Origin of the sequence: Bacillus alkalisoli (assembly GCF_002797415.1) — a bacterium.
Lineage (GTDB): Bacteria > Bacillota > Bacilli > Bacillales > Bacillaceae_I > Bacillus_CD > Bacillus_CD alkalisoli.
In genome coordinates, this window is the sequence record NZ_KZ454944.1 from 916,131 (window position 1) to 942,662 (window position 26,532).

Annotated in this window: 26 protein-coding genes, 1 pseudogene and 1 riboswitch; of the genes and pseudogenes, 14 read left to right on the forward strand and 13 right to left on the reverse strand. The window is 35.6% G+C overall.

All coding sequences use genetic code 11. From position 1 onward, the window contains the following. Positions 1 to 111: 111 nt before the first annotated feature. Both CDZ89_RS04455 and CDZ89_RS04460 read left to right on the forward strand, forming a co-directional pair. Positions 112 to 1,116, forward strand: a complete 1,005-nt coding sequence (locus CDZ89_RS04455) for a permease (RefSeq protein ID WP_096152863.1) — start codon at positions 112 to 114, stop codon at positions 1,114 to 1,116. Between the two features lie 17 nt (positions 1,117 to 1,133). Beyond that, complete coding sequence (locus tag CDZ89_RS04460) at positions 1,134 to 2,075, forward strand: TIGR03943 family putative permease subunit (RefSeq protein ID WP_096152864.1); 942 nt, start codon at positions 1,134 to 1,136, stop codon at positions 2,073 to 2,075. Between the two features lie 26 nt (positions 2,076 to 2,101). On the opposite strand, the pseudogene CDZ89_RS20090 reads toward CDZ89_RS04460, so the two are convergent. Beyond that, positions 2,102 to 2,294: pseudogene (locus CDZ89_RS20090) on the reverse strand (hypothetical protein). A gap of 233 nt (positions 2,295 to 2,527) precedes the next feature. Beyond that, positions 2,528 to 2,698 carry a YtzI protein gene (ytzI, locus tag CDZ89_RS04470; protein WP_096152865.1) on the reverse strand — a complete coding sequence of 57 codons (171 nt, stop codon included), beginning with the start codon at positions 2,696 to 2,698 and terminating at the stop codon, positions 2,528 to 2,530. A 130-nt stretch (positions 2,699 to 2,828) separates the two neighbouring features. Between ytzI and CDZ89_RS04475 the strand changes: the two genes are divergently transcribed. Continuing rightward, entirely contained in the window at positions 2,829 to 3,269 is a 441-nt protein-coding gene (locus CDZ89_RS04475; protein ID WP_096152866.1) for a Dps family protein, read from the forward strand. Positions 3,270 to 3,302: 33 nt separating this feature from the next. On the opposite strand, the gene CDZ89_RS04480 is transcribed toward CDZ89_RS04475, so the two are convergent. Then, a complete protein-coding gene (locus CDZ89_RS04480; RefSeq protein WP_096152867.1) occupies positions 3,303 to 3,548 on the reverse strand; it encodes a DUF6154 family protein in 246 nt (81 codons plus the stop codon). A 114-nt stretch (positions 3,549 to 3,662) separates the two neighbouring features. Between CDZ89_RS04480 and CDZ89_RS04485 the strand changes: the two genes are divergently transcribed. The 3 genes from CDZ89_RS04485 (at position 3,663) to iadA (ending at position 5,799) form a co-directional block, all read left to right on the forward strand. Continuing rightward, on the forward strand, positions 3,663 to 3,995 hold the full coding sequence (locus CDZ89_RS04485; RefSeq protein WP_096156853.1) for a hydrolase: 333 nt from the start codon (positions 3,663 to 3,665) through the stop codon (positions 3,993 to 3,995). 91 nt (positions 3,996 to 4,086) lie between these two features. Next, the gene (gene ytkD, locus CDZ89_RS04490) at positions 4,087 to 4,560 is read left to right on the forward strand and encodes an RNA deprotection pyrophosphohydrolase (protein ID WP_096152868.1); all 474 of its coding nucleotides are present in this window, start codon (positions 4,087 to 4,089) and stop codon (positions 4,558 to 4,560) included. Between the two features lie 72 nt (positions 4,561 to 4,632). Then, positions 4,633 to 5,799: a beta-aspartyl-peptidase gene (gene iadA, locus CDZ89_RS04495; RefSeq protein WP_100333316.1), complete on the forward strand. Its 1,167-nt coding sequence runs from the start codon at positions 4,633 to 4,635 to the stop codon at positions 5,797 to 5,799. A gap of 68 nt (positions 5,800 to 5,867) precedes the next feature. Here the strand turns inward: iadA and CDZ89_RS04500 are convergent, their stop codons facing one another. Genes CDZ89_RS04500 through CDZ89_RS04510 form a run of 3 tightly spaced genes read right to left on the reverse strand, consistent with a single transcriptional unit; the run spans position 5,868 to position 8,448 of the window. Beyond that, positions 5,868 to 6,680, reverse strand: a complete 813-nt coding sequence (locus CDZ89_RS04500; RefSeq protein WP_096152870.1) for an ABC transporter permease — start codon at positions 6,678 to 6,680, stop codon at positions 5,868 to 5,870. Then, positions 6,646 to 7,437: an ABC transporter ATP-binding protein gene (locus CDZ89_RS04505; RefSeq protein ID WP_096152871.1), complete on the reverse strand. Its 792-nt coding sequence runs from the start codon at positions 7,435 to 7,437 to the stop codon at positions 6,646 to 6,648. The genes CDZ89_RS04500 and CDZ89_RS04505 overlap by 35 nt, the downstream gene beginning before the upstream one ends. 12 nt (positions 7,438 to 7,449) lie before the next feature. Next, complete coding sequence (locus CDZ89_RS04510) at positions 7,450 to 8,448, reverse strand: ABC transporter substrate-binding protein (RefSeq protein WP_096152872.1); 999 nt, start codon at positions 8,446 to 8,448, stop codon at positions 7,450 to 7,452. A gap of 113 nt (positions 8,449 to 8,561) precedes the next feature. Here CDZ89_RS04510 and CDZ89_RS04515 point away from each other — a divergent pair, with 113 nt between their 5' ends. Then, entirely contained in the window at positions 8,562 to 9,347 is a 786-nt protein-coding gene (locus CDZ89_RS04515) for an alpha/beta hydrolase family protein (protein WP_406564874.1), read from the forward strand. A gap of 818 nt (positions 9,348 to 10,165) precedes the next feature. On the opposite strand, the gene pckA is transcribed toward CDZ89_RS04515, so the two are convergent. Continuing rightward, the gene (pckA, locus tag CDZ89_RS04520; RefSeq protein WP_100334261.1) at positions 10,166 to 11,752 is read right to left on the reverse strand and encodes a phosphoenolpyruvate carboxykinase (ATP); all 1,587 of its coding nucleotides are present in this window, start codon (positions 11,750 to 11,752) and stop codon (positions 10,166 to 10,168) included. A 312-nt stretch (positions 11,753 to 12,064) separates the two neighbouring features. Continuing rightward, positions 12,065 to 12,223, forward strand: a riboswitch (SAM riboswitch). A gap of 299 nt (positions 12,224 to 12,522) precedes the next feature. Here pckA and metK point away from each other — a divergent pair. Together metK and asnB are read left to right on the forward strand one after the other, a co-directional pair. Then, positions 12,523 to 13,722 carry a methionine adenosyltransferase gene (gene metK, locus CDZ89_RS04525; RefSeq protein WP_096152874.1) on the forward strand — a complete coding sequence of 400 codons (1,200 nt, stop codon included), beginning with the start codon at positions 12,523 to 12,525 and terminating at the stop codon, positions 13,720 to 13,722. A gap of 370 nt (positions 13,723 to 14,092) precedes the next feature. After that, positions 14,093 to 16,003 (forward strand): asparagine synthase (glutamine-hydrolyzing), encoded by a 1,911-nt coding sequence (gene asnB / locus CDZ89_RS04530; RefSeq protein ID WP_096152875.1) that lies wholly within the window; start codon positions 14,093 to 14,095, stop codon positions 16,001 to 16,003. 399 nt (positions 16,004 to 16,402) lie between these two features. Here asnB and CDZ89_RS04535 read toward each other — a convergent pair whose 3' ends face one another. From CDZ89_RS04535 to CDZ89_RS04545, 3 genes are all read right to left on the reverse strand, one after another. After that, positions 16,403 to 17,548, reverse strand: a complete 1,146-nt coding sequence (locus CDZ89_RS04535) for a glycosyltransferase family 4 protein (protein ID WP_100333318.1) — start codon at positions 17,546 to 17,548, stop codon at positions 16,403 to 16,405. Between the two features lie 57 nt (positions 17,549 to 17,605). After that, positions 17,606 to 18,145: a phosphatase PAP2 family protein gene (locus CDZ89_RS04540; protein WP_096152877.1), complete on the reverse strand. Its 540-nt coding sequence runs from the start codon at positions 18,143 to 18,145 to the stop codon at positions 17,606 to 17,608. A gap of 183 nt (positions 18,146 to 18,328) precedes the next feature. Then, positions 18,329 to 18,847: a gamma carbonic anhydrase gene (locus CDZ89_RS04545; RefSeq protein WP_100333319.1), complete on the reverse strand. Its 519-nt coding sequence runs from the start codon at positions 18,845 to 18,847 to the stop codon at positions 18,329 to 18,331. A gap of 146 nt (positions 18,848 to 18,993) precedes the next feature. Between CDZ89_RS04545 and CDZ89_RS04550 the strand changes: the two genes are divergently transcribed. Further along, complete coding sequence (locus CDZ89_RS04550) at positions 18,994 to 19,788, forward strand: alpha/beta hydrolase (RefSeq protein WP_096152879.1); 795 nt, start codon at positions 18,994 to 18,996, stop codon at positions 19,786 to 19,788. A 64-nt stretch (positions 19,789 to 19,852) separates the two neighbouring features. Beyond that, a complete protein-coding gene (locus CDZ89_RS04555; RefSeq protein WP_096152880.1) occupies positions 19,853 to 20,926 on the forward strand; it encodes a tetraprenyl-beta-curcumene synthase family protein in 1,074 nt (357 codons plus the stop codon). A gap of 323 nt (positions 20,927 to 21,249) precedes the next feature. Here the strand turns inward: CDZ89_RS04555 and CDZ89_RS04560 are convergent, their stop codons facing one another. Next, on the reverse strand, positions 21,250 to 21,822 hold the full coding sequence (locus CDZ89_RS04560) for a tRNA 5-(aminomethyl)-2-thiouridylate-methyltransferase MnmM (RefSeq protein WP_096152882.1): 573 nt from the start codon (positions 21,820 to 21,822) through the stop codon (positions 21,250 to 21,252). 6 nt (positions 21,823 to 21,828) lie between these two features. Next, the gene (locus CDZ89_RS04565; protein WP_096152883.1) at positions 21,829 to 22,791 is read right to left on the reverse strand and encodes a tRNA modification radical SAM protein MnmL/YtqA; all 963 of its coding nucleotides are present in this window, start codon (positions 22,789 to 22,791) and stop codon (positions 21,829 to 21,831) included. 174 nt (positions 22,792 to 22,965) lie between these two features. Here CDZ89_RS04565 and CDZ89_RS04570 point away from each other — a divergent pair, with 174 nt between their 5' ends. From CDZ89_RS04570 to CDZ89_RS04580, 3 genes are all read left to right on the forward strand, one after another. Next, positions 22,966 to 23,229, forward strand: coding sequence for a YtzC family protein (locus CDZ89_RS04570; protein WP_096156855.1), 264 nt, complete (start codon positions 22,966 to 22,968; stop codon positions 23,227 to 23,229). Between the two features lie 18 nt (positions 23,230 to 23,247). Further along, positions 23,248 to 23,409: a glycogen biosynthesis protein GlgD gene (locus CDZ89_RS04575; protein ID WP_096152884.1), complete on the forward strand. Its 162-nt coding sequence runs from the start codon at positions 23,248 to 23,250 to the stop codon at positions 23,407 to 23,409. A gap of 482 nt (positions 23,410 to 23,891) precedes the next feature. Then, positions 23,892 to 25,088 (forward strand): MDR family MFS transporter, encoded by a 1,197-nt coding sequence (locus CDZ89_RS04580; RefSeq protein WP_100334262.1) that lies wholly within the window; start codon positions 23,892 to 23,894, stop codon positions 25,086 to 25,088. Between the two features lie 284 nt (positions 25,089 to 25,372). On the opposite strand, the gene CDZ89_RS04585 is transcribed toward CDZ89_RS04580, so the two are convergent. Further along, positions 25,373 to 26,092: a transposase gene (locus CDZ89_RS04585; protein WP_100333320.1), complete on the reverse strand. Its 720-nt coding sequence runs from the start codon at positions 26,090 to 26,092 to the stop codon at positions 25,373 to 25,375. Positions 26,093 to 26,532 lie beyond the last annotated feature (440 nt).

Sequence of the window (26,532 nt, forward strand, 5' to 3'; positions counted from 1 at the left end):
TCGCTAGCATATTTTAATAGACTATACATATATTTCTAGTATACATGTTTTTAAACACTATACTTCATTATGGTATAATACAAACTAGATTATAGAGATAGGAGTAGAAAAATGAGGACAAACATGAGTCTTTTCAAAGATTTAGTTGGACTTGCTTTAATAGGGTTCTTCTTATATCTATTCTTTTTTGTGGATCTGCAAAATATTTCATTTAATTTACCTGGTTCATGGTTGAACGTAAATACTATCTTTCTAAGTATTGTACTAGAAGCCATTCCCTTTATTTTATTAGGTGTTTTTGCGTCGGCTCTTATACAAACCTTTGTTTCAGAAGAGACGATTAAAAAATTCCTCCCGAAAAACGCAGTTGGAGCAATCATTCCAGCCGCAATTTTAGCTGCTATTTTTCCTATATGTGAATGTGCTATCATTCCAGTCGTTAGAAGACTTATTAAAAAAGGAATGCCATTACATGTTGGGGTTGTGTTCTTAGTCGGTGCGCCTATTTTGAATCCAGTTGTAGTTGCTTCAACATTTTATGCATTTAATGGCGACACAACTATTCTTTACGGTCGTTTTGGATTAGCATTTGTTTTATCAATAACGATAGGTTTACTTATGTTATTACTATTTAATAACCAAAACCAATTAAGATGGACGAAAGACGAATTAGTTGGCCGTGTAGAGGAACAACCACCTGTTGTCGCTCAAAATAAATTAAAAGCTACTTTTAATCATGCAAGTGATGAGTTTTTTAGCATTGGTAAATATTTTATTGCGGGAGCGTTTATCGCAAGTTTATTCCAAACATTTTTAGACAGAAGTATTTTAATTGCGATAGGCTCAAATGATGTATTGTCACCAGCCGTTATGATGGCATTTGCATATGTACTTTCCCTTTGTTCTGAAGCGGACGCTTTCGTTGCAGCATCTTTCGGTTCTACGTTTACAACGGGATCACTCCTTGCTTTCTTAATATATGGACCAATGTTAGACCTAAAGAATACATTTATGCTTTTTGCTTATTTCCGTACAAAGTTTGTATTAACCTTTATGGCAGTTGTAACTGTTGTAGTATTTTCGGCAATCTTAATCTTTCAACAAGTAGCATTGTAAGGAAAGGGTGATGAAAGTTGGATAATGAAAGAGATTATGGCTTTCATGTGTATATACGAGGAATTATTTTACTTGGATTCACATTGCTATTTTTTAAACTAATTGTAACAGGTGACATAATAAACTTTATCGCTCCAAGAATGTACCCGTTTATGTATTTTGCAGCAGCAGTCCTTTTTATACTTGGTGTTTTACAAATTTGGAGAAGTGGTTCGAAAAACAAAGAGGAACTTGTGTGTGATTGTGGATTTGATCACGGGGAAAAATCTACTCCCATTCAGTCACTACTAATCTATTCTATGTTTATTTTACCTATTGTAACTGGCTTTATGTTTCCGGATAATATTTTAGACAGCTCTATTATAGAAAAACGTGGATTTACGAACTCGAAAATTATTGCAGAAGAAAGACAACAAATGAATGAAAATAATTATTCCACATCACGTGCAGAAGAATATTTAGATGATCCTGAGAAATACTTAGATTCTTTAGAAGAAGGAACCGATGAAGTTCCACTTGAACATCCGGATGGGTTTGAAATACAACAACCACCAGAAGGGTATTATGAGCAGTTAAAAGAAGAAATTCTACAAGATGACATTATCATTGTAGATGATGACCGATATATACCTATCATGAACGTATTAGATATGTATATGGATGAATTTATAGGTAAGAGGATAGAAATATTAGGGTTTGTTTATCGAGAAGAAGCGTTTAACTCAGATCAATTCGTTGTAGCTCGATTCGGATTATCTTGTTGTGTAGCGGATGCAGGGGTTTATGGAACATTATCCACAATGCCTGGTGCGGAGGAATTGCAATTAGATGAATGGATTAAAGTTACAGCAACTATCGATGTAACAGAATATAACGGTTGGATGTTGCCGTATCTAAAGGTAGAAAGCTTAGAAAAAGTAGACCAACCAGCTACGCCTTATGTTTATGAATATTATTAATGTTGTAGTTATCTGAAAACATCATGTTAAAAAATAAGAGAAGGCCTATTCAAAATGGCTTTCTCCTTTTTGTTTAAGGCTCTGTGATAGACCGCTGTTGATTTACGCCCAAGCCTTCGCTTTCCGCGGGCGGGCCGGGAGCCTCCTCGGCGCAAGCGCCTGTGGGGTCTCCCGCTCCCCGCTTCTCCCGCAGGAGTCTCGGGCTCGGGCGTAAATCAACAGCTAGATATGTAATAAACAACACTAACTTTTAACACAGCGTTGTTTAAAGTTAATAATAATTGTCTATACTCTCGCTGATAAATTATTATTTTCGCCGATAACAATCAGTTTTCGCTGATAACCAAATGGGAGTCGCCGATAGAATGCCAATAATCGCCGATTAAATTCAGATTTTCGCTGATAAAAACCTAATTTTCGCCGATAAAGGGCAAAATATCGCCGATAGAATATCAGGAGCTGTCTTGAGAACTCTTATTTTCACCGGTAACGCCATGTTTTTCACTATCGCCATCTATTTCATCCACAGTATGCTCGTATTTATAAGCTTTATTTGTCGTTAACAACGTTAAAAATAAAACGACAAATACAATAATAATACATATAATCATGACAGTCATCATCGTAAAAGACCTCCTTATCATACATCCATATTGTAACATGAACCCGCTACTAGTAAAGATACTAGAGCATAAACGAAATGGTTAAAGGAAAAACTAAATGGGTATGAAAAAAGTAGGGAGGCGATTCAAAATGGAAAAAAAACTAGCCGAAGTAGTAAATCTACAAGTAGCAAACTGGAGTGTATTGTTTATTAAATTACATAATTATCATTGGTTTGTGACAGGTACGGAATTCTTTACTTTACATGATAAATTTGAACAGTTATATAATGAAGCTGCTAGTCACATAGATAATTTAGCAGAAAGATTATTATCTATCGGCGGAAAGCCTGTAGGTACAATGAAAGAAATCTTAGAGATTTCTACCTTAGAAGAAGCAAGTGGAAATGAGTCTGCACAAGAGATGGTTCAGAGTATTGCAAGAGATTTTGATAGTTTAACTAAACAGTTAAAAGAAGGCATGGAAGTAGCAGAGCAAGCTGGAGATGAAACAACAGGTGATATGCTACTGGCCATTCATGCAAGTGTAGAAAAACATAATTGGATGTTGAAAGCATTTTTAGGAAAATAAGAAAAGGATGGCCAGACAAATTGGCCATCTTATTTAATGTAAAAAAGGACTATTTCCGATAAAAAATTCATCATCGGTTGATATATGATTTTTAAATTGATTAGATAAAACTATTGCCAACAAACTTTGGACTTCTTCCTCATACAGACTATCTATTATCTTAATACACTCTTCCTTATTCAACTGTTCTACTATAGAAAAAACAAGTGCATCAATATCTTCATCTTCTCTTAACAATTTGAGACGATTCTTTTTATACAATTCCTCAATTAAATTCATATATAAATACCCCGTTCTTGGATTTTTTTAAAAAATTACGATGATATCTTATCTTTATTATTCGAATAATGTACCAATCCTATGTAGAAAATAAGAAAAGATAAAAATAGGATGGTGATGAATGTGGAAAAGAAAACGTATTATGTAAACTTAGGACACGGTTTAATTTCACAAGTTAAATCAGTGGATTCATATGATTATGTTATTCAAGCAAATGATGATGAAATAGTAACGTTAAGGGAGTATTTTGATCAAAATTATTCTTCTGACTGGCAAGGTTTTTGGCGGGCACATGTACCGTATTTAGAATATCATCACGATAAGCAAAATGATGCTTATGACGACGGATTACAAAAGATTTTGCAGTTAGTGTACGAGCTTGGAGATGAAGAAACAAGAGCCCATATTAAAGACAATCATCTCATGGAAGCAAGGTTAGAGGATTAAATTTTAATAAAATATATAAACCTTGTTCATCACATTTTTGTCATAATGTGATATGATGAGAAAAACTTTTGATATATGGGGTTTAGATAGTATGTATGAATTTGAAGACATTCACCACAACAATGTAGTATTTTCATTTGAAGACCATCCTTTCTCGAAAGAGCCAAAGCATGTATGGGTCATATGCACGTTTGAAGATAAGTGGCTACTTACACAACATCGTAATCGAGGGTTAGAGTTTCCTGGTGGAAAGGTGGAGGTAGGAGAAAGTGCACTTGAAGCCGCAATTCGTGAGGTAAAAGAGGAAACTGGTGGTATCGTTACTACTATTAATTATATTGGTCAATACAAAGTTTCAGGAAAAGAAAAAACGATTATAAAAAATGTCTATTTTGCAGAAATTGCAGAGCTTGTAAAACAAGAAAGTTACTTTGAAACACATGGACCAATTTTATTAAAAACATTGCCAGATAAAATTAAACAAAATGGTAAATATAGTTTCATTATGAAAGATGACGTTTTACCTTTAAGTTTAAACAGGCTAAAAGAAAGCAATCTACTCTAAAAAGAGAAGGTTGCTTTTTTATTGCTAAAGATGTTAAAAAAAACGTAAAATTACAAAAAAGGAGGTTTTATTTTGATTAAACTAATAAAAGGTGGAATCCTTTATGCCCCCGATTATAAAGGAATTAAAGACATATTAATTGCTGACGGTAAAATTGCAGCTATAGAAGAGGAAATAAATTTAGAAAGTCCATATATTGAATTAATTGATGCGATGGGGAAAATAGTTGCGCCAGGCTTTATTGACAATCATGTTCATATTACTGGAGGAGGTGGTGAAGGTGGCTATAAAACAAGGACGCCAGAACTTTTCTTATCTGATGCGATAAAAGGTGGTATCACTACACTAGTTGGGGTAATTGGTACGGACGGTACTACTCGAACAATGACAAGTCTCATTGCTAAGGCGAAAGCTTTAAAAGAAGAAGGTATATCTTGTTTTATCCATACAGGCTCTTATCAAGTTCCCGTAAAAACACTAACTAGTAAAATAGAGGATGACTTACTATTAATTGAAGAAGTTATCGGTGTAGGGGAAATAGCTATCGCCGATCATCGTTCCTCGCAACCTGATTATAGAGAGTTAGCAAAAATAGCGGCAGCTGCTAGAGTAGGTGGTATGTTAAGTGGAAAGGCTGGTATTGTTAACATTCATATAGGTGATAGTGAGTCGAAATTATCCTTATTATCAGATGTCATAAAAAATACAGACTTACCAATAAAACAGTTTTTGCCTACTCATATTAATAGAAATAGAAAGTTATTTGAAGCTGGAATCGAATATGCTAAACGTGGTGGATACGTAGACTTTACAACATCTAGTATTGCTAAATTTATTGAGAATGGTGAAGTGAAATGTAGTAACGGTTTAAAAGAAATGCTTGAGAATGGTGTGTCTATCGAACAAATAACTTTTTCTTCAGATGGGCAAGCGAGTTTGCCTGAATTTAATCATAATGGAGAATTTGTAGGTCTACAGGTTGGGAGAGTAACATCTTTATATAAAGAAGTGAAAGATGCAATAGTTCATGAAGGAATAGATATTGAGGTTGCTTTGAAAGTTATCACTTCTAATCCTGCAAATGTTCTTAAACTATCTCAAAAAGGAACGATTGAAGTTGGAAAAGATGCTGATATTATTTTTATTAATAAAGATTCTTTCGAAATAGAAACAGTTATAGCTCAAGGGAAGCTAATGATGCATGAAAATAAATTGCTTGTTAAAGGTACATTTGAATAAAATTAAAAACTAGCCACATTGCATTTGGCTAGTTTCTTATTGATTTAGTAATAATAAATGGAACGTATTCAATTGGAAGTGTGCTTTACTAATTTCTTTTCTAAAAGCTCTACTAATTGATACATTATCGTAGCTAAAACAGCAATGACAAGCAAACTTAAAAGCACGAGCGTAAAGTTAAATACTTGAAACCCGTAAATAATCATATAACCTAATCCTTTGGAGGATACAAGAAACTCTCCTACAATGACGCCTACCCATGATAAGCCTACGTTTACTTTCAGTGTGGAGATAATGGTTGGATAGGAAGCAGGTAAAACTGCTTCAGTAAATAATTGTCTTCTTGATGCACCGAACGTTTGTAGCACTTTCAAATAGTTTGCGTCCACTTCTTTGAATGCTGTATAAACAACAATCGTCGTAATAATTACAGATATTAAAGCTCCCATTGCTACGATGGATGTCATATTTGGACCAAGTGCAACGATAAGTATAGGGCCGAGTGCAACTTTGGGCATGGCATTTAAGACTACTAAATACGGTTCTAAAACTTTAGCTAATCGCAATGACCACCAAAGAATCGCTGCTAAAACTGTACCGAGGAAAGTACCTATAAGAAAGCCAAGAACCGTTTCAAACAATGTTATACTAGTGTGCATATATAACGAACCATCTTGAACTTTTTCAATAAACAGCTTATAAATTCTTGATGGATAACTAAATAATAGAGGATCAATCCATCTGTTTTTTCCAGCTAATTCCCATAGTGAAAAACAGCTTATAAAAATGACTAGTTGATAAAATCGTATCCACCATTTTTCTGTTTTACGTTTTTGTAAAAAATGCTCATGAAGGAGTTTTGTGTTTTCTTTCTGTTTCAAGTTGCTCCAACTCCTTCCATATCTTTTGGAAAAGTTCTGCGTATTGAGGGTGTTGTCTTGCTTTAAATGGTGTTAATTTCCTTAGATCTTCAGGGACAAAAAATGTCTTAGCCACGCTCCCAGGATTTGCTTTTAATAGAAAAATACGATCGCTCATGGCGATAGCTTCACCAATATCATGAGTAACTAGAATAGCTGTTTTATTAATAGACTTAAGTGTTGTTTGAACCAAATCTTCTAGCCTTAATTTTGTTTGGAAATCTAATGCAGAAAACGGTTCGTCTAGTAAAAGCAATTTAGGATTTGTAGCAAGAGTTCGAACGAGTGCAACACGTTGCCTCATACCACCTGACAATTGGGATGGGTATAACTTTTCAACATTTTCCAACCCCATTTTACTTAAAAGTTGTAACGTTTTTAACTTATTTTCGTTATTGATCGTGCCCGTCACTTTAAGGCCAAGAAAAATATTCTCTTCGATTGTTTTCCAAGGAAATAAATAGTCTTGTTGAAGCATATAACCTATATCATCCTTTGCTTGTTTGGGGGACCTTCCCTCTAATTGCACTTTTCCCCCAGTAGGGTATAATAGCCCAGCGATGATAGAGAGAATAGTTGTTTTCCCACAACCACTCGGTCCAAGGAGGGAGATAAACTCCCCCTCCTCAACCGACAAGGAAACATCTTCTAAAACTTTGGTCGCTTGTTCTATCGTGAAATATACATGTTCAATCTGTTCAATTGATAGAAAGCTCATAATGATTCATCCTTATTTGCCGATAATTTTATTGGCAATTTCTGTATTTACTAATTTTTCATGCTCCACATATACTGGCAATTCGCCAGCTTCTTTCATAATGTTTTGCAAGTTTTCCCACTCTTCTTTATCAAGGATAGGGTCTGTTGCATATGAACCTTGGCTCTTGTAGCGGTCCACAACTGTTTCGATTAAATCGATGGAAGTATCGTCAAAGTACTTTTGAATCACTTCTGCGACTTCTCTTGCAGTCTGCGTTTCTACCCATTGCTGTCCTTTATAAAGCGCTCTAGTAAATCCTTGTACTTTCTTGTCATCTTTTTTCATATAACTCTCTTTCGCCATAAATGTTGTATATGGCACGTGCCCCGATTCTACACCAAAGGAAGCGACAATGTAGCCAATGCCTTCTTGTTCAAACACACTTGCTTGAGGCTCAAATAATTGAACGTAGTCTCCTGTTCCAGAGGCAAAAGCGCTCGGGATATTACCGAAATCTATATTTTGAATGAGATTTAAATCTGATTGAGGGTTAATGCCATGCTTCTTTAACACAAACTCCCCTACCATTTGTGGCATGCCACCTTTTCGTTGACCAAGGAAAGTAGAACCTTTTAAGTCGTCCCACGAGAAATTATCTACTTTGTTTCTAGCAACTAAGAAAGTCCCATCTGTTTGTGTTAATTGAGCGAAGTTAATGACTGGATCTGTTGCTTCTTGCGCATAAACATAAATGGAAGTCTCAGAACCAACTAAAGCAATATCTGCTCCATTGCTTAGCAGCGCAGTCATTGCTTTATCTCCACCCCAAGCAGTAGTTAACTCAACCGTAATTCCTTCTTCCTCGAAAAAACCTTGTTCTATTGCAGCATAAAATGGAGCGTAAAAGATAGAACGGGTAACCTCAGAAACTCTAACAGTTTCCGCCTTGCCATTACCGCATGCAGCGATAGAGACTATTAATACCAAACATAGTGAAAGATACAATCCGAACCTTAAGTAACGTTTCATTTTGGCTAATCCTCCTTGTAAAAAGACCTACTTGTTGTGATGTTTTATAAGATAAAGTATGATGAGGAAAAAAATGTGTGAATGCCTATTAGGTTTAAATGGAGGTTTTTGTTTTGTATAGGAATGGAGAGATTTTAGAAAAAGAGCGTTTTCCATCACCGAACCCGACTGTACACTTATTTACCGTTACATACTGGAGCGATGGACTTAAAGTGAAAGGACTGTTGGCAGAGCCGAGAACGGAAGGTAATTATGAAGGTTTTCTATATTTGCGAGGTGGCATTAAAAATGTAGGGCAAGTAAGGCCAGCTCGAATTGCCCAATTTGCTTCGGAAGGGTTTATTGTAATGGCTCCATTTTATCGAGGAAATCAAGGTGGAGAGGGGAATGAAGATTTTGCAGGAGAAGACCGTATGGATGCTTTTTCGGCGTATGAACTGTTAAGAAGTTATCATCGAGTCGAAAGTGGACTGGTGCATGTTTTTGGTTTTTCCCGTGGGGGCGTAATGGCACTGTTGACCGGCATAGAATATAAGGATGTATGCTCCGTTGTATGCTGGGGTGGGGTGTCTGACATGTTTTTAACATACGATGAACGTGTGGATATGCGAAGAATGTTAAAGCGTGTTGTTGGAGGAACGCCTACAAAATTTCCTGAGCAATATGAATGGCGAACACCTTTATATTTTTTAGAGGAGTTACGAGCACCTGTATTAATCATTCACGGTGAAAAAGATGACAATGTTTCGATCGAGCATTCCTATCGTCTAGAAAAGCGGTTAAAGGAGTTAAACCATGATGTAGAGTCTTGGTATTTTAAAGGATATGACCATTACTTTCCCCCAGCGGAGAATAGAAGAGTTGTGAGAGAGTTAGCAAGGTGGATGAAAAGTAAGTAAATCTATTAAAGTTGGTGTGAAAAATGATTCAAGTTCATTTAGGTAGGTGTATAGGGAGTAGATGAACTAGATAATGGGGCTGACGTTCATTTTAGTTAAGGAAGAGAGAGAAAATGAACATGAAGAGGCTGTTCACGTTCATTATGGTAAAGGAAGAGAGAGAAAATGAACATGAAGAGTCCGTTCACGTTCATTATGGTAAAGGAAGAGAGAGAAAATGAACATGAAGAGTCCGTTCACGTTCATTATGGTAAAGGAAGAGAGAGAAAATGAACATGAAGAGGTCGTTCACGTTCATTATGGTAAAAGAAGAGAGAGAAAATGAACATGAAGAGTCCGTTCACGTTCATTATGGTAAAGGAAGAGAGAGAAAATGAACATGAAGAGGTCGTTCACGTTCATTATGGTAAAGGAAGAGAGAGAAAATGAACATGAAGAGGTCGTTCACGTTCATTATGGTAAAAGAAGAAAGAGAAAATGAACATGAAGAGGCCGTTCACGTTCATTATGGTAAAGGAAGAGAGAGAAAATGAACATGAAGAGGCCGTTCACGTTCATTATGGTAAAGATAGAAAGAGAAAATGAACATGAAGAAGCTGATATAGTTCAACTCGTTCCGAAAAAAAGCGCAAGATGAACTTGATAAGTGCGATGAAGTTCAACTCGACCGAAAAAATAGCCAAGATGCATCTTTATAAGGGGAAGAAGACTACTAAAGAAAACTTCATGCAATTCCCACCTAAATAAAAAAGGCTATCTTAGTAAGTCAGCAAAACTGACTTCTAGGATAGCCTCTTTTAATTTCATACGATAGGATATTAAACTGTAGGACCACCAAGCTCTAACACTTCACGTGGGACAGAATTAAATTTTTCAAAGTTAGCTTTAAATTTACCAGCTAGTTCACGAGCTTTAGCATCATATGCTTCGTCGTTATTCCAAGTCTTCATAGGCTGTAACACTTCATCTGGAACACCTGCAACATGTACAGGAATCTCAAGACCAAAGTATGGGTCCTTAGTAGTTTCTGCACTCGTTAATTCACCTTCAATAGCTGCTTGAACCATTGCGCGTGTGTAAGAAAGCTTCATACGACTACCTACACCATATTCGCCACCAGTCCAACCAGTATTTACTAAAAATACTTGAACGTTGTGCTCATCAATTTTCTTCCCTAACATTTCAGCATAAACTGTTGCAGGAAGTGGTAAGAAAGGTGAGCCGAAACATGTAGAGAATGTTGCTTGTGGAGAAGTGATTCCACGCTCTGTACCAGCTAATTTACTTGTATACCCACTTAAGAAGTGGAACATTGCTTGCTCTTTTGATAATTTACTGATTGGAGGTAAAACTCCAGTAGCATCAGCAGTTAAGAAAACTATCGTTGTTGGGTGCCCAGCAACACTAGGGTCAACGATGTTATCCATTGCTTGTAGCGGATAAGCTGCACGAGTGTTTTCTGTTAATGTAGAGTTATCATAGTCTGCAACACGAGAGTTCTCATCTAAAACAACATTTTCTAAAACAGATCCGAAGCGGATTGAATCAAAGATTTGTGGCTCTTTTTCACGAGTTAAGCCGATACATTTAGCGTAGCAACCACCTTCAATGTTAAATACACCAGTATTAGACCAACCGTGCTCATCATCACCGATTAGTTTGCGGTTAGCGTCTGCAGATAATGTTGTTTTACCAGTTCCGGAAAGACCAAAGAATAATGCAACATCGCCTTCACGTCCCACGTTTGCAGAACAGTGCATTGGCATGATGCCTTCTTCAGGAAGTAAGTAGTTCATGATAGAGAAGATGGATTTCTTCATCTCTCCAGCATACTCTGTTCCACCAATTAATACGATTCTTTTACTGAATGAAACTAAAATGAATGCTTCAGAATTTGTACCATCAACAGCTGGATCTGCCTTGAATGTAGGGGCAGAAACAATAGTAAAAGCTGTTTCGTGTTTTGCTAATTCTTCATCAGATGGACGAATGAACAATTGGTGTGCAAAAAGATTGTGCCAAGCAAATTCGTTTATTACTTGAATAGGTAGGCGATATTTTTCATCTGCACCAGCAAAACCTTTAAATACAAAAATTTCTTCTTTTTCACCTAAGTATTGAAGAACTTTTTCATATAAACGATCAAAAATATTTTCAGAGATTGGTTGGTTTACTTTACCCCAATCTACTTTACTTTTACTTACGTCATCTTCTACAACGAATTTATCTTTAGGGGATCTCCCTGTATATTTACCAGTTGTCGCCAGAATTGCGCCAGTGGAAGACAATGTTCCTTCATTACGGTTTAATATTTTCTCCACTAATTGCGGAACGGATAATTGAATTTGTGCATTTGTTCCATAAACTAATTTTGTTAAACCGCTTTCAATACCAACCGTTTTCATCATGGATAACTCTCCTTCAAATAAGTATTATGTTATTTCTCTAATAAAAAGTATAACACATTAACTGAAATAGTCCATACTAATTATCGTATTTTATGAAATAATAATTAAAATGGTTAGTATTATGACAAAAATTCTTCATATATATTTTCCACTTATTATTAATGATAAAACACTTCGTTCATAGAAATATCATTCCCTTTCTTATTTTACTCCATTATGAAACAAACTCAACAAAAGAATTATAATTTCGTATCGTTTTTTGTTGACATGCAAGGTTTGACTACGTTAATATAAATCCTTGAACGGATACTCTTATCCCGAGCTGGTGGAGGGACAGGCCCTATGAAACCCAGCAACCTGCTCATATTATGCGATTTCCTATAGGAACGCTTTGTTAAGAAATTTTTTCCACCTTGAGCAAAGGTGCTAACCTGACGCAAGGATGCTTATGCCCTTGAGCGATAAGAGTGAAAGGCGAACGTAGTGATTAAAACCTTTCCTCAAATTTTTAGGGAAGGTTTTTTATATTTTGACACATGATAAGAAAGAAACTCAAAACGACCAATACTTTTTAATAGAAGATAATGGACCGTCATTCTTTCATCTCAGGCTTGTCACTTAGTGTTACGTCTTAAGTAACAGATAAGCTAATTACTTATCTTCTCATTCAAAGGGAAACTGGAGATCCGTATCAAAAATGGTGATTTCACCGCAATGTAACTCATATGTTACATACCTTTATAATTCCAAAGGAGGAAACGGACAAAATGACAAAACAACGTCGTTTATTTACTTCTGAGTCAGTAACAGAAGGACACCCGGATAAGATTTGTGACCAAATTTCAGATTCAATTCTAGACGCTATTTTAGCAAATGATGCTAACGCTCGTGTTGCATGTGAAACTTCTGTAACAACTGGTTTAGTATTAGTGGCAGGAGAAATTACAACTTCTACTTATGTAGACATCCCGAAAATTGTTCGTGAAACAATCCAAGGTATTGGTTATACTCGTGCAAAATACGGATTTGACGCGGAAACTTGTGCAGTATTAACTTCTATTGATGAGCAATCTGCTGATATCGCAATGGGAGTTGACCAAGCATTAGAAGCTCGTGAAGGTCAAATGTCTGATGCGGAAATCGAAGCCATCGGTGCTGGTGACCAAGGATTAATGTTTGGTTTTGCATGTAATGAAACGAAAGAGTTAATGCCTCTTCCTATTTCATTATCACATAAATTAGCTCGTCGCTTAACGGAAGTAAGGAAAGACGAAATCTTACCTTACCTACGTCCAGATGGCAAAACTCAAGTAACAGTAGAATATGATGAGAACGACAAGCCTGAACGCATTGATACAATCGTTATTTCAACACAACATCATCCGGAGGTTACGTTAGAGCAAATTCAACGTAACATTAAAGAGTATGTTATTAAGCCAGTTGTACCTGCTGAGTTAATTGATGAAAACACGAAATACTTCATTAACCCAACAGGCCGTTTCGTAATCGGTGGTCCTCAAGGGGATGCTGGTTTAACTGGAAGAAAGATTATCGTTGATACGTACGGTGGATATGCTCGTCACGGCGGTGGTGCATTCTCTGGTAAGGATCCTACAAAAGTAGACCGTTCTGGTGCTTATGCTGCACGTTATGTTGCGAAAAACATCGTAGCTGCTGGCCTTGCTGACAAATGTGAAGTTCAGCTTGCATATGCAATTGGTGTAGCTCAACCAGTATCTATTGCAGTGGACACTTTCGGAACTGGGACAGTTACTGAAGAGAAATTAGTGGAACTTGTACGTAACAATTTTGATTTACGTCCAGCTGGAATTATCAAAATGTTAGACTTACGTCGTCCAATTTATAAGCAAACAGCTGCTTATGGACATTTTGGCCGTAATGACTTAGATTTACCATGGGAGCAAACAGATAAAGCGGAAGCTTTAAAAGAGCAAGCAAACGCATAATTTAAAATACCACTATCTTTTGAAGGTAGTGGTATTTTTTTAAAAAATATATGTTCAAGCATAGTGTTAATAATCAAATACTAATACATGTTGATTTCCGTGCAAGCTTGAGGCTTAAAAATAAAAATATTTTGTCGTGAAAACTTTTTAAAGCAATTGAGGGTAGTATATAAGAGAATAAAATATAGTTGGCATTAAAATCCTAAAGGAATTTATTAAAAAAATGTCGAAAAATAGAGAAAAGAATTTCTTTTTATTATTACTATTCTAGTATATTCTCAAAGTATTTAGGAAAACTAATACTATTTTTAGTGGAAAATGGGTATTTATTTTAATAGATAACTTTAATGCTTACTAAAGAGGTGTAATTATGTGTGGTTTTGTCGGATTTTATTCTAAGTATGGGAAAGCAAATGAATATGGTCAGATGGAAGAGATGCTTTCTGCAATACATCATCGTGGACCAGATGACACTGGAGTTTTTCAAGATGAGTGGGTTCAATTTGGGTTTAAAAGACTTAGTATTATTGATTTAGAAAATGGTGCACAACCGTTGAACGACTACTCAAAACGTTATTGGATCATCTTTAATGGTGAAATCTATAACTATGTTGAATTAAGAAAAAAATTAGTGGAGCAAGGGTATCCATTTCAAACTGAATCAGATACAGAAGTCATTATAGCTCTTTACTCTTTATATAAAGAAGAAAGTGTGAAGTACTTAGAAGGAATGTTTAGTTTTTTAATATGGGACACAGAAGAAAAATCTCTATTTGGTGCACGTGACCCATTCGGTATTAAACCTTTGTTCTATTATGAAAACGAAGAAGCGTTTATTTTTGCATCAGAAGTGAAAAGTGTTTTTCAAGGTATTCCCGTTGAAGAGTCGATCGATGAGACTCAACTTCAACACTATTTAACCTTTCAATATGTACCAGAGCCAAACACATTATTTCCATCTATAAAAAAGGTGAAGCCAGGTCACTATTTTACACTAGATAAGAAAAATGGTTTACAATTTACGGAATACTGGCATCCAACTTTCCATCCAGTTGCACAATCAGAAAAAGGTTTAGAAAACCATATTCAGGAAGTGCTAAGGGAATCCGTTAAAAAACATATGCGCAGTGATGTGCCTGTAGGTTGTTTCTTATCTGGTGGTATTGACTCGACGATTGTCGCAACTCTTTCTAAAGAGTTTAATCCTAATATTAAAACATTCTCTGTTGGGTTTGAGATAGATGGATATAGTGAAATAGATGTTGCGAAAAAGACAGCTGAGGCTTTAGGTGTTGAAAACATTAGTTATAACATTAAGCCGGATGAATTTATTAAAGAGTTACCAAAAATAATTTGGCATTTAGATGACCCTGTTGCAGACCCTGCAGCCATACCTTTATATTTTCTAGCTAGAACTGCTAGAGAGCACGTTACCGTTGCTTTATCTGGAGAGGGTGCGGATGAACTTTTCGGAGGGTATAACATTTACCGCGAGCCACAATCGTTAAAAATGTTTGAATACATTCCTGATACGTTAAAGAAAAGTTTAATGAAAATATCTATGTCGATGCCTGATGGAATGAAAGGGAAGAGCTTCATTTTACGAGGATGTACTCCGATAGAAGAAAGATTTATTGGCAATGCAAAAATATTTACAGAAGAAGAAAAAGCAGCTTTCTTTAAAGGTTATAACAGAAATGTAAATTATCGACAAGTTACACAAAGTATTTATGACTTTGCAAAAGAGTACGACGATATCACGAAGATGCAATATGTTGATATGCATACTTGGTTAAAAGGGGATATCTTAGTAAAAGCAGATAAAATGTCGATGGCACATTCCTTAGAAGTACGCGTTCCGTTTCTAGATAAAGTAGTGTTTGAAGCTGCGTCGTCTATCTCTAAAAATTTAAAAGTAAATGCTACTCAAACGAAAACATTACTTAGAAACGCGGTTACTGGACTTATTCCTGAGCATGTTACAAATAGAAGAAAGTTAGGTTTCCCTGTACCGCTACGAGTTTGGCTTAAAGATGATTTATATGACTGGGCGAAGATGCTTATTCAAAATAGTGCTGCTGCCGAGCAATACTTTCACCAATCGTACTTGTTAAAGCTATTAGATGATCACCGTGCTGGAGTGAGTGACAATAGCCGTAAACTATGGACTGTATTTGTATTTTTAATTTGGTATAGTTTATATGTAGAACAATATCAACAAAAAATGGAGAAGTATGAGTGGTTGAGTACGAAGAGAGAAATTGTTGAAAGTGGAGCATGAATTATCTAATAAAATGAGGCTGTGACAAAACCCAGTGAATTAAATGGAAGAGGCCTGTAAGAACATTTTTGTTCTTGCGGGCCTCTTATTGATGGAACAAAGGTATTATCCGAGTCGAACGAAAGAAAGTCCTTGAATCACTCTCTACACAAAAGAACTTCATCAGCCCTATGAAGTTCAACTACAACAAATTTTTAACGCCAGATGAACTTCATCGGGCATATGAAGTTTATCTACAACTATATATTAACGCTAGATGAACTTCATCAACCTTATGAAGTTCAAGCACAACCAATTTTTAACGCCAGATGAACTTCATCAGCCTTATGAAGCAACTACAACAAATTTTTAACGGCAGACGAACTTCATAAGACCTTTTTGTCCCAGCCTCTATTTAAATTAAGCCAGTATTTTCGCATTCTTTTCACTCGTTAGTACTTTATTGTATTCTTCTAACAAGTTATGAAAGATAGTATCCCAGCTTTGTGAGAGGGCATAGTTTCTTCCGTTTACAGACATTTCATTTCTCCACAAATCGTCTGATAAAATCGTTTTGATTGCAATCGAAAAGTCATCTATATTTTTTTCTTCACATAATATCCCGGTTTCTTTATTCTTTATAATTGTTTTTACTCCCCCAGCATTTGCTCCTATGACAGGGGTACCACAAGCAAGGGATTCCAATACAACATTCCCGAAAGTTTCCGTTGCAGATGGGAAGACAAGCAAGTCAGAATTTGCGTATGCTTCTACTAATTGTGGTCCGTCAAGGAAGCCAGCAAAGGTCATGTTTGATGGTGCAGTATTCTGTAGTTCTTCTTTTGAAGGACCATCTCCTACGATAAGCCAGTGGACATTTTCTTGAATGTTTTTTGGAAGCTTATTTGCCATTTTAGGTAGCATAAAGATATCTTTTTCTGGTGCGAGCCTACCAACATATAATAAAACATGCTTTTCTTTTATATTAAATTTGTCTTTGAAGCTACCTTTGTTGAATGAGGGCTTAAAGATAGTGCAATCTACCCCACGTGACCAGATAGAAAGATTAGTAAAACCGAATTTTTGAAGATGTTCTCTTGTGACTGTTGATGGGACAAATATTTTACTTAGTGTTCGATGAAACCATCGCATATATTTCCATAAAAGGGGGTTTAAAAACTGTAAATCATAGTACTCTAAATATTTATCAAAATCGGTATGGTAAGAGCCAACTACAGGAATATCCAACTTCTTCGCATAATGAAGGCCACATAGCCCTATATTAAAAGGTGTGGCAACGTGAATAATGTCTGGTTTGAAGGTTAAGAGTTCTTCTTTAACATGGAGGACGTTAGGTAAAGCGAGCCTACATTCTGGATAAAGGAAAAATGGAAGGCTAGTAAAACGATGAACATGGTTATTGTAAATACTCTCATTTGAACTCTCAGGAGCAAATACTCGATATTGTATGTTGTTTCTCTCTAGGTGATCAGTAAAACGCTTTAGTGTTCTAGCTACTCCATTAACATCCGGAGCAAACGTATCAGTAAAAATAGCGATTTTCATGATAACCCTCCAATAATAATTGACTTAATTCATAGTCATTTTTCTAACAAAGCCTATTTATAAAACAGTTAGAACAACTAGAGTAAATGCTACAACACCAGACACCCCTCCGAGCAGAGCTCCAGCTAATACATCAGAAGGATAATGTAAACCTAAGTAAATTCTTGAAATTCCAACAGAAACCGCAATAGGTAATAAAATAAACAGTAGTGCAGGTTGATACATAAGAAATGGTGTTATGATTGAAAAGATAGCAGTTGTATGACCTGATGGAAATGAATGGTCTTTTAGCGGGTTTGTTGTAACATTTATTTCATCCAATGCTAAATAAGGTCTGCGGCGAGGATAAATCTTCTTAGCAATTGCTACAGGAATATGACTAACCGTAAGTGCTAAAAGTGACGACATGGCTGTGAATTTTAAGTTGCCTGATGTAAGTAAAATAATGAGCAAGACAGAGCTTATTGAAAGTGTTGCCCCCCCTACATGTGTAATGGTTTGAAAGAAACGGTTAATCATTTTATTATGAAAATGCTGGTTGACGAGTCGAAATAAATGGCATTCCATTTCATAAAAATGATGAAGTAATTTATCCATTAACAATACCTCTTTTCTCTTGTCTTTCCCTACTATAACTATTCTTAATTCTAAATGGATAATATTTAGAATTTGCAAATTATTTGTAAAGATATTATTTAAAATTTCGCGTGCAAAAAAACACTGCAACTTAGAGATTTGCAGTGTTTTTGTTTAACATGATGAAAATGTTGGTAATTAGTATTATGAATCAATAGATTTATAATACTGCCCTTTTTCTACGTATTCAGTTCGAATACGGTGCATATCTTTTCGGTCTTCTTCCGTCAATTCTCTTACTACTTTTACTGGTCGACCGAAAGCTAACGTATTTGGAGGTATTTTTTTACCTGGTGGGACAAGACTGCCTGCACCAATGAATGCGCCTTCACCAATTTCAGCGCCGTCTAACACAATTGAACCCATTCCAATAAGGGCGCTTTTCCTAATAATTGAACTATGTAACGTGCATTGATGGCCAATTGTAACGTCATCTTCGATTAATAATGTTTTATTTGGGCTTTGATGTAACATTGATTGGTCTTGAATGTTCACTCGATCTCCGATTATTGTTGGTGCTACATCGCCTCTAATAACGGTATGAAACCAAATGCTACATTCTTTTCCTATCGTTACATCACCAGTAATAACAGCGTAATCTGCTACGTATGTAGTGGGATCAATGTTAGGGAATTTATCATGATAAGGAATAATTTTACTCATCTTTTTTCTCCAATCTTCTTATGATATATTCTTATTTTATCAAAACAAAAGGTGATTGAAAATTTTCATTGTATATATTGAATACAATGAGAGTGATACATTAAAATTTATAATACAACCATTTGTACTAAAGGGAGAGGACACACATGCGAAAATGGTTAACAGAGAAAGACCCGAAAGGAACGATTGTTATTGTACATGGTGCTTTAGAGTATCATGGTCGATATAAATGGTTAGTCGAAAAGTTTAATGAAGTTGGATACCATGTTGTTATGGGGGATTTACCTGGACAAGGTTTGTCAACGAGAAGAAGAGGACATATTTATAGTTTTGACGAATATATGGATGAGATTGAATTATGGATAAAAGAGGCATACTTGTTAGAGCCTCCAGTATTTGTATTAGGTCATAGTATGGGTGCATTAGCAGTTATTCGTACTTTACAAGAAAAAAAGGAATTATTGTTAAATGGCATTATATTGTCTTCGCCCTGCTTAGGTTTAGCACGTTATCCGAACAAAGCGGTTGAATTTATCTCTCGAGGTCTAAATGTTGTAAAACCGACTATGTTGTTTAATGCTGATATTACGTTATCAAAGGTAACAAGAAATAGAGAAGTACAGGAAGTTGGTAAAAAAGATACGCTATATGTGAAAAAAGTGTCAGTGAGATGGTACCGGGAATTGTTAGAAGCGATTAAATTGGCCCAATTAAAAACAAACGAACTTCCAAAACATGTACCACTTCTTGTCATGCAAGCAGGTGAAGACCTTATTGTTAATAAGGAAGATACGGTTCAATGGTTTAATCTTTTTAAAGGGAAAAATAAAACTTATGTCGAATGGGAAGGGTTATATCATGAAATTTTTAATGAACCTGAAAGAGAGGAAGTATTTCGGTATGCCTTCTCATTTGTTGAAATGCATTTAAAGGGGAATTAATTTCATATACGGTTTATTTTCGTATATAAATGAGATTATGAACCTTACTAAAGGAAGTGATTAGTTGAAAATTCCAACACAGCCATTCGCCTTAATGAAACTTGTGTACAAAAAAGTATTTCCGCTCGTTTATAAAGAGTTAGACTATTGGAAAGAACGAGCGGCAGCTATTTCTGATGATGAGCTACGAAAACAAGCACTTGCTAGTATTGATTCAAAAACATTTCATTGCGAAGGTGGGGCAATACTGGCATTGCTAGCACAAGAAAATATCGAAGAAAGTATTAAGTTTATTGTTGCTTACCAAACAATAAGCGACTATCTGGATAATTTATGTGACAGAAGTACTTCACTTGATCCAACGGATTTTCGAGCATTACATGACTCTATGTTAACTGCATTAAGTATTGATAGGAAGCAAGAAAATTACTATCGTTTTCGTTCTGAACAAAATGATGGTGGATACCTTTTTGATTTAGTTGATACTTGTCAATCTGTCTTAAAGAAGAACATACACTATGCCAAAATTAAACCTTATTTACTGGAACTCGCACAATATTATTGTGACTTACAAATACATAAACATGTAAAAGAAGAAGAAAGATTACCGCGTTTGCAATCATGGTTTAACGAACATAAACAAAACCTACCACCAATGGAATGGTATGAATTTTCCGCTTGTTCTGGTTCTACATTAGGTATTTTTTGCTTAGTTTCTAACAGTTTTCAGCCTTCATTTACAGATCGATGTGCGGAAAAAATTATGGCTGGCTATTTTCCTTACATACAAGGGTTACATATATTGCTGGACTATTTTATTGATCAAGATGAAGACATAGAAGGCGGCGATTTAAATTTCTGCTTTTATTATTCAAGTGAAAAGAAAATTCTTGAAAGACTTCAGCACTTTTTAGAAAAAGCGGACGAGTATACAAAAGGTTTACCTTATGAGAAATTTCATAAGTTAATTAATCGAGGTTTATTAGCGGTTTACTTATCGGATGAAAAAGTTCAGGGGAATAAAGATATTTCTACTATTGCAAGAAAGATGATTCGTTCTAGTGGCGGAACAGGTTATTTCTTTTACATAAATGGAAGAGTTTATCGCACCGTTCAAAAATGGAAAAGATCTTCATGATTTAAAGGGGGCTATATAAAAGTCTTTGTTAGATTTAATAATATAGTGAAGTCTGTTCAAGTGCCGGTGGTGTGGCCGACTCCTGCGGGAGAGGGCAGGCTGGTGAGACCCCACAGAGCCCTTGGGCTCGAGGAGGCTCACCGCCTCTACGAAAAAGTAAGAGCGGCTCGTTCAGCTCCGACTAGTATAAGACAGGGACAGCTTGAGGGTGTTTTTTGCCCTCGAGTTGGCCATGGCTTATACTCGAGGAGCTAGCCGCTTGACCTAGACACCCGCGGAAAGCGGCCACACCACCGGCACGACTTTTAATTTCTAAACTACCTTTATTTTTTTTCAATTGCAATAACAAATGGTGGATCATTTACTTGATTTAAGAATCGATATTGCAATACGCTTGCTTGTTTTTGGTCTAGTGAACTAACGTAATGTAGAAGGTGATCTTTTTCTAGCTTTCCTTCTGGATGTCCATGATATACAACGATCACAATAATTCCACCGCTAGCCATCGCATTTAATAGTTGTTCAATAGCACTTACTGTACTTTCTGCTACTGTAACTATTGATTTATCTCCACCAGGTAAATAACCTAAATTAAAGACAGCACCTTTAATATTTCCAATATGATGCTTTGTAACATAGTTTAATGCATTGCTATGACTGTCTTGAATGAGCGTAACATTTTCATCACTCATTTTTTCCTTTAACAGATTCTGGGCAATATGGATTGCTTCTTTTTGAATGTCAAATCCATACACATGGCCAGTTTTTCCAACCAATTGTGATAAAAAATGTGTATCATTACCATTGCCAACTGTCGCATCAATCGCAACGTCACCTTCTGACAATGAAAGTTGTAATAATTTTTTACAGTAAGGTAATACTCTCTCTAACTTCATTTCAACTCAACCTTTTTTGAAAAATTTCCCTTGAAAGCTATTCCTTCTAAGCAATTCTGCATCAATGCTATTCATTACTTCCCATTTGTTTACACTCCACATCGGTCCAATCATTAAGTCAATTGGTCCATCACCAGTAATTCGGTGAACAATCATTTCAGGTGGAATTACTTCTAATTGATCACAAACTAAGTTTACGTATTCTTCTAGTTGTAAAAATTGTACCATCCCTTTCTCATATTGCTTTACCATAGGTGTTCCTTTAAGTAAATGTAGGAGATGGAGTTTAATCCCTTGTACATCGAGTTTTGCTACTTCTCTAGCTGTTTCCATCATCATGTCGTAATTTTCTAGCGGTAAGCCGTTAATAATATGGGAACATACTTTAATGCTATGTTTCCGGAGTTTGTTTACTCCTTCTTTATAACAATCATAGTCATGTGCACGATTTATTAATAGTGCCGTTCTTTCATGGACAGTTTGAAGACCGAGTTCTACCCATAAATATGTTCTTTTGTTAAGTTCCGCTAAATATTCAACTACTTCATCTGGTAAACAGTCAGGTCTTGTGGCAATGGAAATTCCAACTACACCTTCTTGATTTAATACTGATTCGAACTTTTCTCGAAGTTCTTCAACAGGAGCATGTGTATTCGTATATGCTTGGAAATAAACCATATACTTGCCGTCTTTCCATTTTGTATGCATTTTATCTTTAATCGTATGAAATTGAGTTACTAAATCTTCTGTGCGATTACCTGCAAAATCGCCAGAACCAGCAACGCTACAAAATGTGCAACCACCATGAGCAACAGTGCCATCACGATTTGGGCAATCAAATCCTCCGTCTAAAGCTACTTTAAACACTTTATGTCCGAATGTTTGGCGTAAGTGATAGTTCCATGTATGGTATCTTTTATTGTCAGAAGAATATGGAAACGCGTTTGGAATTTTTTGTAGATGTTTCATAAGTTCGCATCCTTTTATTTGACCTAATTCTTTAGCCATTTTAGCATTTAAACCGTCAATTTAGAAGTGCAGTCTATTGGATAAAAGTGGGTAGTAGTTTTTATGGAATGTATATAAGAAATTGGAGCAAAATAAAGGGGAACATGACATATCATGATCATTGAGGTGATACTTTTGGCAACAAGACAATCTGTAGACCATTTTATGCAACAATGTGAAGATAGTATAAAGTATGCAGAAGATCAATTTACAAGTGCACAAGCACAAGAGCATTACAATGATAGTGAATATTTAAATGCACAGGAAAAACTCGAAGAAACATACAATGACTTAATGCATCTGTCAATGAGTTGTAATGCACAGCAAAGGGAACAATTAAACAGAATGCGTATACAATTACAACAACTTCAAAACGAAATGACCTTGTTAAGACATTAAAAGGAGTTGTAGTACACTATGATAAAACGTTCCAAGCAAAACAATCCAGAACAAAAAACGAAAAATGGTGTGAACAACGTAGAAATGGGACAAGAATATAATCCTGTGAAGGAAGTTAAGCAAAAGAACTTAAAAAAAGCCCAGCCAGTTCGTTCTAAAAACCATAGTGAAAATGAATAGTGGAATGTAAGAAGAAGGGTGTTTGTTGCCCCTTCTTTTAATTTTGCGTTTTAATGTGCAATGTGTCCAAAAGGTTTATTTGAAGATATACCTAGGTGAGGTATATGATGACTAGGTGCACGAAAAATCATTCTAGCAGCACAACATTTCTACTTTGGCGAACATGACCGAGCGTTTGGCGAACTAAATTTAGCTCTCGGCGCACGATAATTATATCTAGGAGCACAATATCACTAGAAAAATAGAGAATTTAAGGGGGAGGGTATACCTTTTTAATCATAATCACTCACTATTTAATACTAAGAAAAGAAGACGATTATCTTATATTTTTTGGTTAATAATGAGTAAATTATCATGATTCTTTGCAGAAATGAATATAAGTTAACTTGTCCCACTAATTCCTTATTGCAACTTTCCTTAAAACGAATTACAATTATTTTGGATTTCGAAATAATTGTAAAGGAGGGCTTCATTTGAAGAAAATGCCGAAAGCCCTTTGGTTATTAATAATTGGAATGGCTATAAATGTTACAGGATCTTCTTTTTTATGGCCGTTAAACATGATATATATTCACGATATTCTTGGCAAGTCATTATCCGTTGCAGGATTAGTTTTAATGGTCAATGCCGCTGCTAGTGTAATCGGTAATTTAATCGGTGGGTATCTTTTTGACAAAATAGGTGGCTACAAGTCAATTTTATTAGGTATCCTTATAACGATTATGGCTCTTATCGGTATGACATTTAATCATGAATGGCCTTTTTACGTAATTTATCTAACGATTATTGGTTTTGGTTCAGGTATCGTTTTTCCTTCTATGTATGCGATGGCTGGTTCTGTTTGGAAAGAAGGCGGACGTAAACCGTTTAATGCTATGTACGTATCCCAAAACGTTGGAGTAGCAGTCGGAGCTGCATTTGGTGGACTAATTGCGCACTATAGTTTTGATTACATATTTATGGCAACCACTGTTACGTATGTAATTTTCCTAGCAATTGCGGTATTTGGCTATAAATCCATTCAATCGAATCCAACAAAACAAACTAGTGTTATTGACCAATCTGGCAAGATAAAAGACCATACAAAACTTTATGCGTTATTAATTGTTTGTACAGGTTACTTATTATGTTGGATGGGTTATGTTCAATGGCAAACAACGATAGCAACTCATACGCAGTCACTTGGAATTCCGTTAACTCACTATAGTTTGCTTTGGACGATAAATGGATTGTTAATTGTATTTGGGCAACCCATTATATCTTTTATAATAAAAAGGTATACGAAAACATTAAAAACCCAAATTATTGTTGGGCTCATCATATTTATGGGGTCGTTTGCTATTATCGCTCAGGCACAACAATTTACAGCATTTGCTGTGGCGATGATCATCATGACGATTGGTGAAATGTTCGTATGGCCAGCAGTTCCAACCATTGCGAATGATCTCGCTCCAAAGGGAAGAGAAGGTTTTTACCAAGGTATTGTTAATAGTACAGCTACTGGTGGAAGAATGTTAGGTCCGTTCATGGGTGGAATATTAGTAGATATATATAATATGAGTTTTCTTGTAATTGTATTAATGCTATTGATTGTAGTAGCTATCTTTACTACCTTTGTTTATGATTACAAACTGAAAAGTCAACAAATGAGCACAAAGTTTTCAAAGAAAAGTGCATAAAGAATGTACAAAAAGGCTGACAATTGTCTGCCTTTTATTTTATTTGTTGGTTCTTTTCGTAAATTTTGTTCTATTTAAAAGCTTTCGTTCTTCGGCATACCACCCATTAGCGTTGCATAACTGTAAAAACAATTGAATTAATTGGGGAATTTTACATCTAGTTTTTTATATGGGAAGCAAAAACGACAACTTCAAGCAAGAGTCGTGCTTGTTCCTATTTTTTGTATATTAACTTTATTTGATTCTCTTTTTCTTACGTTTCTTTTGTTTCTCTACGATAAGCGCTACATTGCCATAATCATCTGGGTTTTTAGGTTTTTTAGGTACTTTTTGTCTTCCTTTAGAAGTCTTGGTTGCCTTATGTTCCCATGCTTTACAAAAACATCCCATTGTTGGTGAATATACGTTCGAATATGCCTTAAAACACTTAACATTGATATAGTTTTTAATCGAACCATTAAAGTTAAGATATTGGCGATCATCGCAATAAACATTTGATTCCAGATGCCTTGAGGCTTAGTGCTCCAAACCTTTACAAACCTTAAAGATTGTTTTATCCATTTAAAGAATAGCTCGATTAACCATCTATTTCTATAGATTTCAGCAATGGTTTCTGGTCCTAAATCCCATCTGTTAGTGGCTACTTTGTAGTAATTTCCCTCTTCATCAACGAATTCAACTATTCGAATAGGTTGCATTTTACCATTCTCACCTAATACTACTTTCGCATCTCTCTGGATAATTGATCCCTCTGGGACCTCAAACTCTTCTAGGACTCTTTCCACAATCTTATCTTTTTTAATACGGATAACAAACTTTATTTTATTTTTTATCCATTCATTCATTCGAAAGCAATCCATGTACCCACGATCCATTACATATGTAGCATCAGAAACTTCAATTAAAACATCTCCGCCTACATGGTATTGAACCTTTCCATTAGAAGGTTCAATACTATCAGGATAGTTGACATCTGGCGAAGCAACGATTAATCGTGTGTGCATCTTTACAACTGTCCATCCTTTAGTAACGTTTGCACCTTCAAAGAATAGCGGGAAGCTTTATGTGTGTCGAATCAACGATTCGAAGTCGATCTATGTTTGAAGGAAGTCCAGTCATAGACTTTGTATAGCAATTAAGTTATCCAACCAACTTCAAGAAGAGTTCCTGAAGTATAGTGGTATCAAGCTCATTAATCCTTCTACTTAATTGAGAGCTACTAATACTATCGACATTTATATATTTCATAAGGTCTTTTTTTGCCTTCATCTTAATTGAAAACTCATTGTAAGAGTTCCATTTATCGAGTTGTGCAGTAACAAAGATTTTGATTAGCGCTTCCGTAGTTAACTCTTAATTATAGTAGTTTAAAAGTGGACATGAAAATTTTTCAGTCGGTAACATCGACAAGCATCGACGTAATACAGTATTTTGAGATACCATA